The 15,306-nt window shown below is 39.4% G+C and carries 16 protein-coding genes and 1 pseudogene; 10 read left to right on the top strand and 7 right to left on the bottom strand.

The features are described 5' to 3' along the window. Positions 1–9 precede the first annotated feature (9 nt). Entirely contained in the window at positions 10–1,668 is a 1,659-nt protein-coding gene (locus D5F11_RS12160) for a sensor histidine kinase (RefSeq protein WP_120119446.1), read from the top strand. Between the two features lie 14 nt (positions 1,669–1,682). Beyond that, positions 1,683–3,122, top strand: coding sequence for a sigma-54-dependent transcriptional regulator (locus tag D5F11_RS12155; protein WP_120119445.1), 1,440 nt, complete (start codon positions 1,683–1,685; stop codon positions 3,120–3,122). Between the two features lie 172 nt (positions 3,123–3,294). Here D5F11_RS12155 and adhP read toward each other — a convergent pair whose 3' ends face one another. The 4 genes from adhP to D5F11_RS12135 all read right to left on the bottom strand — a co-directional run bounded on the left by adhP (position 3,295) and on the right by D5F11_RS12135 (position 6,289). Further along, positions 3,295–4,305: an alcohol dehydrogenase AdhP gene (adhP, locus tag D5F11_RS12150; protein WP_120119444.1), complete on the bottom strand. Its 1,011-nt coding sequence runs from the start codon at positions 4,303–4,305 to the stop codon at positions 3,295–3,297. Positions 4,306–4,538: 233 nt separating this feature from the next. Further along, on the bottom strand, positions 4,539–5,279 hold the full coding sequence (locus D5F11_RS12145) for an HAAS domain-containing protein (RefSeq protein WP_120119443.1): 741 nt from the start codon (positions 5,277–5,279) through the stop codon (positions 4,539–4,541). 19 nt (positions 5,280–5,298) lie between these two features. After that, entirely contained in the window at positions 5,299–5,961 is a 663-nt protein-coding gene (locus D5F11_RS12140; protein ID WP_120119442.1) for a DUF1129 family protein, read from the bottom strand. A 4-nt stretch (positions 5,962–5,965) separates the two neighbouring features. Further along, entirely contained in the window at positions 5,966–6,289 is a 324-nt protein-coding gene (locus D5F11_RS12135) for a PadR family transcriptional regulator (RefSeq protein ID WP_120119441.1), read from the bottom strand. 212 nt (positions 6,290–6,501) lie between these two features. On the opposite strand from D5F11_RS12135, the gene D5F11_RS12130 reads away from it, so the two are divergent. Then, the gene (locus D5F11_RS12130) at positions 6,502–6,870 is read left to right on the top strand and encodes a hypothetical protein (protein WP_126646568.1); all 369 of its coding nucleotides are present in this window, start codon (positions 6,502–6,504) and stop codon (positions 6,868–6,870) included. Here the strand turns inward: D5F11_RS12130 and erm are convergent. The 3 genes from erm to D5F11_RS12115 all read right to left on the bottom strand — a co-directional run bounded on the left by erm (position 6,784) and on the right by D5F11_RS12115 (position 8,597). After that, positions 6,784–7,632 (bottom strand): 23S ribosomal RNA methyltransferase Erm, encoded by an 849-nt coding sequence (erm, locus tag D5F11_RS12125; RefSeq protein WP_120119440.1) that lies wholly within the window; start codon positions 7,630–7,632, stop codon positions 6,784–6,786. The two genes, D5F11_RS12130 and erm, sit on opposite strands and share 87 nt — an antisense overlap. Before the next feature lie 282 nt (positions 7,633–7,914). Next, on the bottom strand, positions 7,915–7,959 hold the full coding sequence (locus D5F11_RS28130) for an erythromycin resistance leader peptide (RefSeq protein WP_105980607.1): 45 nt from the start codon (positions 7,957–7,959) through the stop codon (positions 7,915–7,917). A gap of 446 nt (positions 7,960–8,405) precedes the next feature. Continuing rightward, the gene (locus tag D5F11_RS12115; protein ID WP_120119439.1) at positions 8,406–8,597 is read right to left on the bottom strand and encodes a YbxH family protein; all 192 of its coding nucleotides are present in this window, start codon (positions 8,595–8,597) and stop codon (positions 8,406–8,408) included. A 450-nt stretch (positions 8,598–9,047) separates the two neighbouring features. Here D5F11_RS12115 and selD point away from each other — a divergent pair, with 450 nt between their 5' ends. The 7 genes and pseudogenes from selD to D5F11_RS28125 all read left to right on the top strand — a co-directional run. After that, a complete protein-coding gene (gene selD / locus D5F11_RS12110; protein ID WP_120119438.1) occupies positions 9,048–10,097 on the top strand; it encodes a selenide, water dikinase SelD in 1,050 nt (349 codons plus the stop codon). 16 nt (positions 10,098–10,113) lie between these two features. After that, entirely contained in the window at positions 10,114–11,157 is a 1,044-nt protein-coding gene (gene mnmH / locus D5F11_RS12105) for a tRNA 2-selenouridine(34) synthase MnmH (protein ID WP_120119437.1), read from the top strand. A 512-nt stretch (positions 11,158–11,669) separates the two neighbouring features. Then, positions 11,670–12,167, top strand: a complete 498-nt coding sequence (locus D5F11_RS12100) for a MarR family winged helix-turn-helix transcriptional regulator (protein WP_120119436.1) — start codon at positions 11,670–11,672, stop codon at positions 12,165–12,167. Beyond that, positions 12,148–13,509, top strand: a complete 1,362-nt coding sequence (locus D5F11_RS12095) for a serine hydrolase domain-containing protein (RefSeq protein WP_126646567.1) — start codon at positions 12,148–12,150, stop codon at positions 13,507–13,509. The genes D5F11_RS12100 and D5F11_RS12095 overlap by 20 nt, the downstream gene beginning before the upstream one ends. Positions 13,510–13,852: 343 nt before the next feature. Next, the gene (locus D5F11_RS12090) at positions 13,853–14,602 is read left to right on the top strand and encodes a GNAT family protein (protein WP_120119611.1); all 750 of its coding nucleotides are present in this window, start codon (positions 13,853–13,855) and stop codon (positions 14,600–14,602) included. A gap of 197 nt (positions 14,603–14,799) precedes the next feature. Beyond that, entirely contained in the window at positions 14,800–15,141 is a 342-nt protein-coding gene (locus tag D5F11_RS12085; protein WP_126646574.1) for an IS200/IS605 family accessory protein TnpB-related protein, read from the top strand. Then, positions 15,048–15,306: pseudogene (locus D5F11_RS28125) on the top strand (zinc ribbon domain-containing protein); the annotation flags it as partial. The gene D5F11_RS12085 and the pseudogene D5F11_RS28125, both read left to right, overlap by 94 nt.

Genomic DNA, 15,306 nt, shown 5'->3' with positions numbered 1-15,306 from the left:
GGGCACCTTATGTCAGACAGACTACAGATGATTGAGCGGCTAGTCGGAGTTTCGTCGTCAAAAATCAATTATTATACGGAACTCAAAAAAACGATCGAAGAAATGAAAAAGAAAAATACGCAACTTGAGATCATCAATGAAGTGATGAGAAGTTTTAATATCGATATGTCGATGGACGACATGCTGAAAAATATATTAGAAAAGCTACAGCAGATTTTTCCCCTTAAAAGATTAAGTCTTGCTATTTTTAAGAGCGGCCAACTCATATTGACCAATGTATACCCCCGCGATTATGCGCATGTTGATGTCGGCAATCCGATTCAGAAGGCAGGGTCTCTTTATTGGGAAGTGGCGGACTCAGGCAACTCTTATGTGTATTTGGTCGATCAGGATAATAGGAAGAAATACAATGAAATTTCGGCTTTTGAAAAACTAGAATTGCGTCAGGTGCTTGTCTTCCCACTATTTGGAAAAGGACGGATTCTGGGTGTCTTAAGTCTTGGAAGCACCTGGAAAAAAGAGTACGACGGAGAAGATCTCTCTTTTTTGCAGCAGCTTTCGGACCAATTGGCGGTCTGTATTGAAAATGTCCGTTTATATAATGAAGTACTGAACAGTAAAAAAGAATGGGAACAAACATTTCTTGGGGTTGCTGATCCCATCATGTTAGTCGATTTGAATGGTCATATCCTGAGGTGTAATGGATCCGCCTATTCATTTTTTCAGCTAAGCGGAAAAAATGTCTCATACATAACATTGGATGATTTATTATACGGTCAACAAGTAGAGTCTGACAGTCCGTTTCAAGAAACTAGGAATACGAAGGAGATGGCCTACCGGGAAATTACCTTAGATGACCAAACGATTTGCGAAGTACATACATATCCGATTATGAACGAAAAGGAAGAGATGTATGGAGTCATCGCCTATATAAAAGATGTAACTGAAAAACGTCACTTCGAAGCGCGTATGATGCAGTCAGGAAAATTGGCTGCACTGGGAGAAATGGCTGCAGGAGTCGCCCATGAATTAAATAATCCTTTGACGGCGATCCTCGGAAATACCCAGTTGCTGATGAGGAAAATGAATGAAAACGAGCCTTCCCATGTGTTGCTGGCAGATATTTTTAAATGCAGTAAACGGTGCCAGGACATCATTCGAAACTTGCTCACTTTTTCCCGACAGGACGAATATCTTTTTCAGACCTGCTCAATCAATGAGGCGGTTGAACAAGTGCTGAGCTTGATTGGGTATCAAATTCGTCAAAGCCATATCGAACTGGAGGTCAGCCTGGATCCAGATGTCTCTCTTATTGATGGGAGCATTCAACAATTGGAGCAAATCATCATCAATTTACTTTTAAATGCAAAAGACGCGCTGGATGATGTGAATAGGACCAGTAAAAAAATCTTTCTCCAGACAGCAGCTAGTAAGGAGGAAGTCACTCTTTCGGTCATTGATAATGGAACGGGGATCGATTCGGGCGGATTAAAAGAAATATTCCATCCCTTTTATACAACGAAAGAAGCGGTAAAGGGGACAGGGCTCGGTTTATCAGTCAGTCTTGGTATTGCTGAAGCTCACGGCGGAACGATTGATGTAAAAAGCGAACTAGGAAAAGGAAGTGAATTTATCCTTCGTTTGCCAGTCAAAAAAGATTCGGTGTAAAGGCGGTGAAAAGTGTGGCCAACATTTTGATAGTTGATGATGATCAGGAGGTAGGAAATTTTTTACGATATTTTTTAATGGAAAAAGGCTTAGAGGTGTACATAGCGTATAGCGGCAAGGACTTCAGACAGCTATTTGTGCAGCGGGCCTATCACTTGGCATTAATCGATGTGAAGCTTCCTGATACAAGCGGATTGGACATTTTAAAGGATTTGAAGGAACAAATGCCTTCGTGTCAAACAATCGTTATGACTGGTTATAGTACGGTTAAAGTGGCAGTTGAAGCAATAAAGCTTGGCGCCAATGATTTTATTGAAAAACCGTTTGATGACTTGGATGCTTTGGAAAGAACAATCGATCATCTACTGGCGAATAAGGCGACAACGGCGGAAATCAACATCGATGAACTGGCAAGGCAGAGCGGTATCGTGACAGAAAAAAGCGAAGCGATGAATCGCTTACTGACGCTTGCTTATAAAATCGCTCCGAAAAATATAAACGTTCTTATCCAGGGAGAGACAGGAACAGGAAAGGAGCTTTTTGCACAATTCATTCACCAAGCGAGCCAGAGAATTGGTCAGCCATTTATCGGGATCAACTGCGGCGCTTTATCAGAGACGCTGTTGGAAAGCGAATTGTTCGGTCATGAAAAGGGAGCTTTCACCGGAGCCGCGAAGGAAAGGAAAGGCGTGTTTGAAATTGCGGAAAAAGGGACTTTGTTTTTGGATGAAATCGGAGAGGCGTCGATGTCCACGCAGGTGAAGCTACTGCGGGTTTTGGAGACCGGAGAGTATATGCGTGTGGGCGGTGAAAATGTACAAAAGACCAATACTCGTATTGTCTCTGCCACTCATGTCGACCTGGCTGAAGCAGTTGCCAGTAAAACGTTCCGTGAGGATCTCCTGTATCGGTTGGATGTCGTAAAACTAGTTATTCCTCCATTGCGGGAGAGGCGGGAAGACATCCGGTTGATTGCCGAACATCTGTTGAAAAAAACAGGATTAGTCATCCAGTTGAGTGAGGCCGCTGCGATTCTCCTTGAACAGTATGAGTGGCCTGGGAATGTAAGGGAGTTGTCCAATGTCATTAAACGAGCCATATCGATTATGGACGAGGGAACTGGAGTAATAACAACAAAGCATTTACCGAAAAAAATTCTGTCGGGAAAGCCTCTGTTGATGGAAAAAGCAAAATCATCAGAACAGAGTTTTGAGGAATTTTTAAGACATTGGACTGATGATATGTTGGGAGCTTGGAATGATGAAGGGAAAGTGGAGATGGAGATGGTCCTCAACAAGGTGAAGTTGCTGGAGCGTGAAATTGGTAAGGCATTTGTCATGAAGGTTTTAAAAGAAACGGTGGGGGATCGTCAGGATGCCGCTAGAAGATTGAACATAAGTATGCGAAAGCTTCGATATTTATTGAATGAAAAGGGGCAGCCGTCGATTAAATGACCGGCTGTCCCTATTTATGGGTAAATATGCTGTAACTAGCTCCGAACCGGATGATGCACCTGGGATTGCATATCCGGGTCATCTGTTGGAAGCGGATGACCAGAGTTTCCTTGCAAGAATGTGTTCCAGCTAAATTTTTTTTGTTAAACTTTACTGGAGAAGCTGCCTAGTTTTAAAATGTTAACACAACACGTCCATTGATTTGTCCTTTTTCCATTCGATCAAATACTTGGTTAATTTCATCAAGCTCTGCAGTAGAAACGATGGCTTTCACTTTCCCGTCTGCAGCAAATTGAAGGGCCTCTTGCATGTCTTTCCTCGTACCAACAATCGAGCCTTTGACAGTGACACCGTTTAAAACTGTATCGAAAATTGGAACAGGGATTTCATCGTTAGGCAACCCAACAAGTACTACCGATCCGCCTCGTTTGACGGAATGGTAAGCTTGTTCAAACGCGGTTTTGTTTACGGCAACGCTGATAGCAGCCTGCACACCGCCTACTTGATCTTTAATGACCTGGGCTGGATCGGAAGTTTTTCCGTTGACAGCCAAATCAGCACCTAAGTCTTTAGCAAGCTGAAGCTTATCGTCGTTGATATCAACAGCCACTACATTGAAGCCCATGGCTTTTGCATATTGAAGTGCAATATGACCTAACCCGCCGATACCATATACGGCCACCCAATCACCAGCCTTGGCACCTGACACTTTTAAAGCTTTATAAGTGGTTACTCCTGCACATAAAATCGGGGCAATTTCTACTGGATCGACGCCATCTGGAATTCTTGCGACGTAATCGGCGGGCGCCACGCAATATTCTGCAAAGGCACCATCAGCGGAATAGCCGCCGTTCAATTGATTGGGGCAGAGCGTTTCATTTCCAGATAGACAGTATTCACACTCTCCGCAAGCTCTAAAGAGCCATGGAACCCCAACGCGGTCTCCTTTTTTCAAAGAAGTGACACCTTGTCCAATTTGTTCAACAATACCAACACCTTCATGACCAGGAATGACTGGAAGCTTTGGTTTGACCGGCCAGTCTCCATGTGCGGCATGCAGGTCAGTGTGACAAACTCCGCAGGCTTCCATTCTGATCAATACTTCACCAAGCTTCGGTTGAGGAATTTCCACCTCCTTGATTTCAAGCTTTTCTTGAAACTCATTGACGACAGCTGCTCTCATTACTGATTCCTCCTTGTGTATGATGGCTTGCTTATAAATTTAATATTGCAAAAATAATGCCAACTTGAGATTGTGCATAAATTGGGAGAATGAGAGCTTTCTCTGCCATTTTATTGTTTCATTTTGCCGAAAATTTGGCTTAGATGGCCGAATTTTCGTTAAAGAATTTTTAGCGAAAATTTAAAACGTGAAGCGAGTCTCCCTAAGAAGGCTCGCTTCACGTTTTTAGACGCTCAGTTTTTTGTTTTTAGGAATAAACTTAATATAATTATGACAAACGTACAAACAAATGTTACTATACCGATTATTAGGATTGTGGTATCCGAAAAATTAGAAAATCGAAACAGAACATCTGGTATGAACAATATGCCAGGTAGCCAAATGGTCAGCCATGTTTTACTCCATACGGCAAGCAGGATAAAAATAGCTGAACAAATTCCCACAATGATCCAATTTACAGTGGCGCTCCCAGTATAAAAAGGTTGAACGAAAAGCCCGCTTCCCAACAATAAAAGTAAAAATAGGATTGTCACACAGGCGCTGGCAATCATTCCAATGAGAAAAAGCCTTTTTGTTGAAAATTGTTTTTTTCCCGCCTGCTGCAAAAAGAAAACATAAATAAGCAAAGCAGCAATGGCGGTTAGGGGAAAGCCTATGACTTGCACGATATTTAAGGTTAACTCTCCTCTAATGGCAGGTCCCATGATAAAGTATGCTGTGACACCGGCAAAGAAAATGGGCAAATATTTTGCAAGGCTTTTAAAGTCTGTATCCATCTCTCTTTTTAATGAATTCATATACTGTTCTGGTGTGCAATCAATAATTTCATCGATGTTTTTCCCGTCTTTTTCAGCTTCTATTAAATGTATCTTTAATTCCCCGGTTAGATCATTTATCTCTTTTTCTTTTTTACCTGAGGTCACTAAGTAAAGCCGAAGGTTTTCAATAAAGGTTTCGCTTTTGGCGGATAGCAATTTTTCCCCTCCTATAGGTCTATTTCTTTTCTACATAAATAATAAGCCAGAGGATTGCCCCTCCTATTAATGAAGCCCACCATGGAAAATCGAGGGATGGTCCGATTTCCGGAGTGAATTTTGCCAGAAGCAATACGGCCCCCATGCCCGCCGCTCCCGTTATCCCAGCTTTCAGCATATTCCTCTTTGTGTTTCGCTTTTCTTTAAACAAGGAATTATTTATTAGCCTTAAAATGAGCCAGATCGTAAGACTGACGAAACATGCGATGCCAAAAGAGACAACGCCAGTTACAAATAAGTTGACCTCCGTTTTAACCTCAAGAAATTGTGAAAGGACCAAAATAAGAATCCCTCGTATGATAAGAACCCAACTAACTATATTACCTACGATCCCTGCAACGAAAGGTATAGCAGCCCGTTTTTTCTCTTTTGGGAGCTGCTCGATAATTTCATCGGCAAAGCCTTTCGGATCATCGCCAAAAATATCTTTGGCTGTTTTTCCTTCTTCCTGTCCATCGAGCAAATGATCCAGTATTTCCATCAGTATTTCTTCCGACTGTTGTTCCGAAAGGGTGAATTGTAGACGGATATAGATCAACAAATCACTGTAATAGGCCTCATTTCCTGGTGTCAATAACTCTCTTTTTCGATTGTTTTCTTCAATTAGTTTTTCTGCATCCATGGTTTCACCTTCTTTTTAATAATTCATTGACAGGAACAGATATTTGATTCCATTCCTCAATAATGGTTGCCAAAGTTTCCTGCCCCGTATCTGTTAAAAAATAATATTTCCGGTTCGGCCCGGAATCGGACGGCCTCATTTCTCCCCGTATCCATCCATTTTTTTGAAGCCTTAATAAAACCGGATAAATGGTGCCTTCGCTGACATCTTGTAAGCCGATGTCTTGCAATTTTTTGGACAATTCGTATCCATAAACAGCTTCTTTTTCAATGACGGCCAATACACAGCCATCTAATATTCCTTTCAATAACTGACTTCGTACAGACATATGCACCATCCATTCTATTGCTATTATGTTATACAAGATAGCAAAACGAAAAAACAAAACTTTCTCAGATTAAGTATTTGGTTATACAAGGTAGTTTGGTGAAAACATGACTACTTGGTTATGCAAAGTAGTCATCTTAAATATATACGTATGTTTTGTTTTTGTCAATCCAAAGTACAGAATCGCAATGTTTTCGGTAATCGGATAATAAGGTGGAGCAGTTAGCTCCACCTATTATCAAACTGGCTTCTTTAACTAGCTTTATTTCAAAAAGATGCCAGTTTAACTTCATTCAGCAGAAGTCTCCCACTTCTGTAAGTGGTGAGATGAATGCATGTTGGTATTCCATTCAGCTGGGGTTCAAACCCCGGCTGAATAAAGTTAAAGCCTCCGGCGGATGCCACAGATTTTCAGGGGAAATTTATCGAGCGGAGCTCGATAAAATCTGGGCGCAAATACGCCAAGGCGCATTTGACATACATATCAAATATGGTCTAATTTCGCTTTTTTATCTTTGGCCATCTAAATTTTGGAACATGCTTTACCATTGTTTTAAAGATGATACCCCATTGTTGTTCTGATAAAGATGCTACTGGCCTATCATTTTTTACTCCAAGATTTCTTTTTAATTGCTTTATTTGAGGTGGCGTAAATATCCCTTTGAATGCTAAATCAATAGATGACCGTGGGCTTTTAAACAAATAATTGACCATTCCCCAAAAGATTAAATAGTCCGAAGTCGGGACAATTGGTCTTGCTTTTCTATTTATCGAGATCATAGCTGAATCCACCCTTGGCGGTGGAGAGAAGTTTTTTCGTGAAATCTCTTTAGAGTATCGAATATCAAACCACATTCTCCAAGCGATCACATATGGATCTTTTACCATATTTGAAGTAAACCTTTTAGCTGCACCTTTTTCCATCACAATGACTCCTCTTTGAAATCCAATTGAAGGATTATTAAGAAGCATTTTCATAATGGGTGTTGTAATGGAATACGGAATATTGGAGACAACAATAAATGGCTCCTTTGGCAAACGAAATTGCAAAATATCTTCATGAATGATTTTAGTATTCTTTTGTTGAAAAAATTTTCGCTTCAAAACCTCAACAAACTCAATATCATATTCTACCGCCAAAACTTTTCCAGCTCTTTGACTCAAAACTGAAGTTAAAGCTCCTTTTCCAGCACCTAAATCTAAAACTGTATCGTGTCTACTTATTTTTACCTGATCCACAATCTCATGAATCAATTTGTTGCTGTGCATTAAATGTTGTCCAGAAAAATTACGGGGGGCTCCACGGGTTATTTTCTTCGTACTCTTATATTTATTTGTGGTCATGTTTCATCTTCCTTCCTTAAATAAAAAATCACATGCATCTGCCTGTGATTCAGAGTAAGGGGAAGAAGCCCGAACTTTTTTAGATGTGAACTATAAAAAGCAGCCAGCAAATAAACCTTCTTTGATAAAAAAAGGAAATAAATGGAGACACAAATAAAGAAAGGCAGAACAATCCGCCTTTCTACATGTCATATATTTTGCATGAAATGAAGATTATTAAAAAAGGACAGACTTATCCCATTTACTCTGTGAACACAAAACAGAGCCTTTGAACGTATTTAATTACTGGTTCAAAGTTGGGAAACGAAGTCTCATAGAATGCGTCATTTTTTAATAATCCTCCTAGAATTTTGAATACATTTTCATTATATGTTTCCCTCTTGAATAAGTCAAAGTAAAAAGGGAAAGAAGTGCTTATTTTCGTTCGCATTTCGAAGAGGGAAAGCTGAATAAATAAGGACAATCCGGATTAACTGCAAAATATCTGTCTTTTTGTTGAGCACTTCCTAAAACGCCATATTTTTCACGGCATCTGCGGCGTTGCTGTATTCAGGAGTGCTTGTTCTTCCCGGGACGATTCATCCATTTTTTACCTAATTTTGGGGTGTCAATAAGTTCAAATATAGTAAACCATTGGCTTTTTTCATTTTCTTCATGGGTGAAGTGTCCATTTCTCTTTGAAAATACAGGAAAACCTGCTGTTGCTCACTTGCCTCTCTTTATAGATCGGCAATAAAACCAAAGAAACAATAGATGATAACCAGAGAAAAAAATCATATCCCCTTTTGTTCACAATACTCATCGACCAATATTTCTATCTGTTCTAATCCCGGGTACTTGCCTGAGAAAGAAAATTGCAGTTCCTCAATGAACTCACCTTCATGATAAACGTGTATGGCTCCATTTTGTTCGATAACACTGTATTCCGGTTCAAATCTATATCCGTTTCTTTCAATTGCTCCCATTTTAAACAACTCCTAATCGAAATATATGAACTTATCCTTTCACATCTCCGTCGAATCCATACAGTGCATAGAAAACCATAGGATTTATTTGTAAAATGAAAGAAACAAAACTCGGATAACTTTCCTTTTAGGATGGGAGGTAAATATTTTATTTCGATTATGGTCTATGTTGTCCCGAAAATCGAAGTGACGGCAACGACAGTAACATATTATTGGATAGTTGACTGGCAGCCTGCGATCGATCATTAGGGCAGGTTTTTTACAGACGTAAGTTCATTCAGTTTGAATAAAGGGCTGGTGATTATGTTATTGTTAGGATCGCTCTTTTTTGTGTATAAAGATAGGGAGAAGGAAGAAGCTGTTTCTGACTTGAAAAAATCAGCCCAACAACCTATGGCTCCATAGTATGTTAAAATAATTAAACTACATATTGAAGGGTTGGATATAATCATGACAAGTTCTTCACCTGTAAAATTGACCTCCTTGTCTTCCAAAGGAGGCTGTGGATGCAAAATCGGGCCTGCGGATTTGGCAAAGGTTTTGCAAGAACTCCCGCAGGGCATTTCCGATCCGAACTTACTTGTGGGGTTGGATACAAGCGATGATGCTGGTGTGTATCGTTTAAATGATACGACAGCTATTGTTCAGACCGTTGATTTTTTTACTCCGATTGTAGATGATCCTTATGATTTTGGCCAGATTGCTGCTGCGAATGCGATTAGTGATGTTTACGCTATGGGAGGAAAGCCGATCACAGCCTTGAATGTTGTTGCTTTCCCGATTGCTGCCCTCGATAAAAGCATTCTGGCAGACATTTTAAGAGGGGCGGGCGATAAACTGAAAGAGGCAGATGCTGTTCTAGTTGGAGGGCATTCCATTGATGATCAGGAACCGAAATTCGGCATGGCTGTCACTGGACTTATCCATCCTGATAAAGTGAGAACGAATGCGGGTGCCCAGCCTGGGGACAGTCTTGTGTTGACAAAGCCTATCGGTGTTGGAATCATGACAACGTCATTGAAAAAAGGACTGCTGTCAGAAAAGGAAATTGAACGTGTTACAAAGGTGATGACAACATTGAATCGGAAAGCTGCTGAAATCAGCGAGAAGTACACGGTTCATGCTTCAACAGACGTAACAGGATTCGGACTTCTGGGACATGCGTCCGAAATGGCGAAAGGAAGCAATGTTGGAATCCGGATTTTTTATAAACAGGTACCAATACTGGAACGTGTTCAAGAATTGGCTAAGTCTGGGGCTGTACCAGGAGGAACAAAAAATAATTTTGCCCACTTGGAAGATGTAGTGACCTATCCCGAGTCCATGAGCCAAGTTGAGAAATGGATCTTATGTGATGCCGTCACATCTGGCGGATTACTTTTATCTGTTGATTCGGAAGAAGCCAAACGGCTTGCAGAGGAATTGCGAGACAATGGGGTTGAAGCACAGGTAATCGGAGAGGTGCTTGGGGAAAATAAAGGAAGGATTACGGTCCAGTAGCTTGGAGTGAAAAATAATGTTTCATGATATTACTGTATCTGATTTACTCTCAAAAAAAGATACAGAACCGCATACAATAATCGATGTCCGCTCACCCAAAGAATTCAAAGAGGCGACGATTCCAAGCAGTATCAATATCCCTGTCTTCAACGATGAAGAGCGTGCTGAAGTTGGAACGATTTATAAAAAAGTGGGAAAAGAAGCTGCGATGGAGAGAGGCTTGGCTATCTTTTCAAAAAAGCTCCCCGAATTCATTGGTGAATTCAAAAAGATTGAAACGCCTATGACGGTATTTTGCTGGCGCGGAGGAATGCGGAGCAAAACCGCGGCAACTGTCCTTGATTTGATGGGAATTCGTGCAAATCGGCTAGGCGGAGGTATCCGGTCTTATCGACGCTGGATTGTCAATTACCTGGAAACAGGGAAATTCCGTCCGAAGTTGCTTGTTTTAAATGGATATACTGGGACAGGCAAGACATATATTTTACAGAAATTGAAAGAAAAAGGGTATCCAGTAATAGACCTTGAAAAAATGGCGGGACATCGTGGATCAATCTTCGGTCAGATCGGGCTGACGCCGAGCAATCAAAAGAAGTTCGATTCTGCACTTGTGACAGAAATGCTGGAATATGAAAATGAGCAGTTTGTTTTTATAGAGGGAGAGAGCAAACGGATTGGTAGAGTTTATTTGCCAGATATCATTTATGATAAAAAAGAAAAGGGTCTGCAAATTTTTATAGACTTGCCGCTAGAAGAGCGGGTGAAAAACATCATTGAAGAATATGAACCTTGGGGCCATCCGGAACGGTTTCAAGAGGCATTCCGTTACATTAAAAAGAAGATCCATACCCCTGTCGCAAAGCAAATAGAAGCGCATCTAGAAGAAGGAGAATTCACACAGGCTGTCCGGCTGCTGCTGGAATATTATTATGATCCAAGATATGAATATTCCGCCTCCCATTATCCTGAATCCCAAAAAATTACGGTTCAAGCGGATTCTGTTGATGATGCATTCAATAAGCTGCTTGAAGGCATACAGCAAAGCAAAATGGGAGCCTAAACAAAAAAAGAAGATCGTCCAGACAACTTTGGATGATCTTCTTTTTTTATAATACGATCGAATATATGAGCTACTGTTTCTCCACTAAACCAGCTAATAGTTTGTCGATATTTTTATAAGAATTTAACTTCATTCAGCAGAAGTCTCCCACTTCTGTAAGTGGTGAGATGAATGCCTATTGGTATTCCATTCAGTGGGGGGTCAAACCCCAGCTGAATAAAGTTAAAGCCTCCGGCGGATGCCACAGATTTTCAGAGGAAATTTATCGAGCTTAAGCTCGATAAAATCTGGGCGCAAATACGCCAAGGCGCATTTGATGAGAATCGCTCGCCTAAAATTAAGAGGTAGTTAAGGAGGAAGATAAAACGGATTATAAAAGGTTTTAGTTGGTAAGTTGGTTGGGATTAATTTCTTGTTTTTAATTACTTAACCTTGCATTATATTAAAGTTGTATTTATAATAAATTTATGTTTATATTAAAGTTGAATTTATAATTAAGGGAGTGTTAATACATGAAAAGTGATGATGGAGATAAATTATTTGAACTCGTTACTGAAATTAGTGAGATGCATTATACAATGAATAAAATCATCATTAAAGAATATCAATCTTTACTTGATGATGATTTTTCTAATAATCAAACGATTCTAATGGATATTGTTAAAGATCATGAAAAAATTTCTATTGGAGAAATTGCTCGACTAATGAAAATAACATCGAGTGCTGTTGGACAGATCGTTAATAAGCTCGAAGATGAAAATTATTTAATGAGGACGATTAATCCCAAAAATAGACGTGAAATACTTGTGCAACTAGCAGATAAAGGAATTCGACATTTTGAAAAGGAAGAAAAAATAAATCGTGAAATTATTAATCGTTTTTACTCGGAAATGGACTTGAGTGAAATAGAAGAACTTAAAAAAATCCTTACAAAACTAAGTAAGATTGTAGAAAAAAAATGTACAAAACAAGATTGGGAGGAAACTAATCATGGCAGACATAAAAGCTAACTTAGAAAACTTATTCCAATATATTAAAGAAAAACAATTATTAAATGGTACAGTTCTTGTCGCTAAAAAAGGCGAGATTCTTTACGAAGGTGCTTTCGGTGATGCTGACATGTCAACAAATCGTCCATTAACATCTCGATCTGTTTTTAATCTTGCATCTGTTTCAAAGCCGATTACAGCAACCGCAATTTTACTACTTGTTCAAGAAGGTAAGCTGAGTCTTGATGATTACCTGAATAAATGGATACCAGATCTCCCTTATGGAGGCATTACGATTCGACATTTACTTAACCACACGAGCGGACTCCCTGATTATTTAGATCTATTTGAGGTGTACTGGGATAAAGCGAAAATCGCTGACAATGACGACTTACTTAGGTATTTAATCAAATACAAACCTGAGCGTCTATTTGCACCAAATGAGCGTGTTGAATATAGCAATACTGGCTATATTTTACTCGCACTCATCGTTGAACGTATAACCGACATGGATTTTGCTGATTTTTTACAAGAGAATATTTTTAAACCACTTAAAATGACTCGTACTCAAGCTATTGGCGTTAGAAAAGAAAATATAGAAATTGACGATTATGCATTCGGGTATGTCTACGACGTATATGAAGGCGAGTATGTTTTAGCAGATGATTTTGAGGAGTCAAAAATGGTTACCTATCTGGATGGAATGCTTGGTGATGGTGGTATTCAATCAACTGTTGGTGATCTATACCTTTATGAGCGTGCACTAAGCACGGGTGCTCTTATCAATGATGTGTTACTAAGAGAAGCTTATACACCACCAAAAACAGGAATTGATACACCATATAAATATGGGTTGGGTTGGATTATAGAGGATAATGAAGAAAAAGGTCAAATTATTTGGCATAGTGGAGGTTGGCCAGGGTACGTAACTATTCTTAAACGCTTCATGGACCATGAAATTGTTATTATCGTGCTAAGAAACAAGGAACAAGATTTCGATTTTGATCAACATATCTTACATGCGATTGAGCAAGCTGCTTTTGATCTGCCTTATGAAATTGCTAAGGAAAGACCTCGATTAGAACATGCTCAAGTTTTACCAGAAGATATTTTAAAACGTCACGTCGGTAATTATGCCCTAATAGACCATCCAGATTTAATCATTAATGTTTTTTTAGAAAACAACAGACTATTTATCAAGATGCCTGGTTCAATGAAACTCGAACTGCACGCTAAAACAGAGAATAATTTCTTCATAAGAGGACTAACAATAGATGTTGATTTTACGACAGAAGGAAGTAAGGAACTAGTAAAAATTATCGATGGTACCGAAGTACAAATAGCAGAGACAATAAGTAACTAAAGAAAAACGGGTCTTAAAATATGTATCTTACAATGGAAAGACTAATTAATCGGCAATTTTAAATAAGAAAATTTTGGGGATATTCGGATTATCGTGTGGAAAATATTAACTTCATTCAGCAGAAATCTTCCACTTCTGTAAGTGGTGAGATGAAAGCATATTGGTATTCCATTCAGTAGCGGGTCAAACCCCGGCTGAATAAAGTTAAAGCCTCCGGAGGATGCCACAGATTTTCAGAGGGAATTTATCGAGCTTAAGCTCGATAAAATCTGGGCGCAAATACGCCAAGGCGTATTTGATTGATTAGTTTATTAAAAAGATCAATCTGAAGAAAGGATATAAGATGGATAAGAAACGCACTATAGTAACATTAAAAGAGCGTCCGGATTTAGAAGACGAATTTGACGAGCTGCATAGTATAGGATGGGCAAAATTTATGAGAGAGGATCCAATAGGAGCGAAATATTGGGATAATTTATATTCTTGGTTTCCTGAATTTCAATATATTCTGTTGAATGAAGAATTAACACCTATGGCTTGTGGTAATTCAATCCCTTTTGATTGGGACGGTAATGAAGATAGCTTACCACCAGGATGGGATGGAGTCTTTGAAAAAGGAATATTAGATTATCAAGATAATATATCCCCTAATTCACTGTCAGCCTTAGCTATTGTCATTCATCCTGAATTTAGAGGGAAGGGTCTAAGTGAGTTAATGGTTAAGGAAATGAAAGGATTGGCTATTAAAAATAGAATTAAAAATATGGTAGCTCCTGTTCGTCCTTCATTAAAATACAAGTACCCACTTATTCCTATGGAAGAATATATTAGTTGGGTAAGGGAAGATGGTTTCCCTTTTGATCCCTGGATTAGAACACATTATAAGACTGGTGCTTCGATTATTAAAGTGGCAGAAAGATCTATGATAATTCCAGCATCAGTTGAAATGTGGGAAGAGTGGGCTGGTATGAAGTTACCCTCTTCAGGAAGTTATATTATAAATGAGGGATTAGTGCCATTGGAGGTAGATAAGGCGGCTAATAAAGGTGTTTACGTTGAACCGAACGTTTGGATGAGACATCATTTGGGTTAATGTGACTGATTCTGATCGGTTTGCGTTAGTTCAATACATGTTGACAAAAGTACATTTCCGCACTATTTTCCGATTAATCCTTATATTTAACGATCTTCTAAAGAAGTCCCTACTTTAATCGGCGATAGCCGATAAGTGGGGGATGAATTTTAGTTTGACGAAGCCAAAAGGTTTTTGGATAAGAACTAAAATATCACCTGCACAAAACAACGAAGCACTTTGTAGAGTGGTGCGTAGAAAATAATACAAAAACTATTTTGCTAGGGGACACCGAAGGCGTCCAGAGGAATACCAAAAAGAAAAAAGTAAGAAACAAAAACGCACGTCAAAAGCTATCCAACTGGAGTTTCGGAAAAATCAATCATTACATCAAATATAAAGCTGAAACTTACGACATAAAAATCATCAAACGAAAAGAACATTATACGTCGCAAGAATGTCCTTCTTGCGGGAACCGCAAAAAACAAAAGGCCGAGTTTATAAATGCCGCTGCGGTTATGAATGTCACCGCGATCTCCACGGTGCGGGGAACATCCTAACGGAGTACCTTTACGGAAACTTCCGGGGAATCAAACACAAAGATCCATATATCTACGGGCCTCCTAGAAAATCGTTGATTTTCCGGGAAGAAGTAGTAGACGGGCAGAACCGCTCCAGAAGGAGAAGCTTTCATCGTGGTATAGGAAATTATAAAATTCTATGCT

The organism is Siminovitchia terrae, from assembly GCF_003605405.2.
Taxonomy (GTDB): domain Bacteria; phylum Bacillota; class Bacilli; order Bacillales; family Bacillaceae_C; genus Siminovitchia; species Siminovitchia terrae.
Note: the sequence above shows the minus strand (reverse complement) of the source record. Positions and strands in the feature narration are given on the sequence as shown.

Bases quoted from the DNA above. Each gene is read 5' to 3' on its own strand.
- D5F11_RS12160 (WP_120119446.1), top strand. From the start codon at position 10: ATGTCAGACAGACTACAGATGATTGAGCGGCTAGTCGGAGTTTCGTCG.
- adhP (WP_120119444.1), bottom strand. From the start codon at position 4,305: ATGAGAGCAGCTGTCGTCAATGAGTTTCAAGAAAAGCTTGAAATCAAG.
- D5F11_RS12140 (WP_120119442.1), bottom strand. From the start codon at position 5,961: ATGGATGCAGAAAAACTAATTGAAGAAAACAATCGAAAAAGAGAGTTA.
- D5F11_RS12135 (WP_120119441.1), bottom strand. From the start codon at position 6,289: ATGTCTGTACGAAGTCAGTTATTGAAAGGAATATTAGATGGCTGTGTA.
- erm (WP_120119440.1), bottom strand. From the start codon at position 7,632: ATGACCACAAATAAATATAAGAGTACGAAGAAAATAACCCGTGGAGCC.
- D5F11_RS12115 (WP_120119439.1), bottom strand. From the start codon at position 8,597: ATGGGAGCAATTGAAAGAAACGGATATAGATTTGAACCGGAATACAGT.
- selD (WP_120119438.1), top strand. From the start codon at position 9,048: ATGACAAGTTCTTCACCTGTAAAATTGACCTCCTTGTCTTCCAAAGGA.
- mnmH (WP_120119437.1), top strand. From the start codon at position 10,114: ATGTTTCATGATATTACTGTATCTGATTTACTCTCAAAAAAAGATACA.
- D5F11_RS12100 (WP_120119436.1), top strand. From the start codon at position 11,670: ATGAAAAGTGATGATGGAGATAAATTATTTGAACTCGTTACTGAAATT.
- D5F11_RS12095 (WP_126646567.1), top strand. From the start codon at position 12,148: ATGGCAGACATAAAAGCTAACTTAGAAAACTTATTCCAATATATTAAA.
- D5F11_RS12090 (WP_120119611.1), top strand. From the start codon at position 13,853: ATGGATAAGAAACGCACTATAGTAACATTAAAAGAGCGTCCGGATTTA.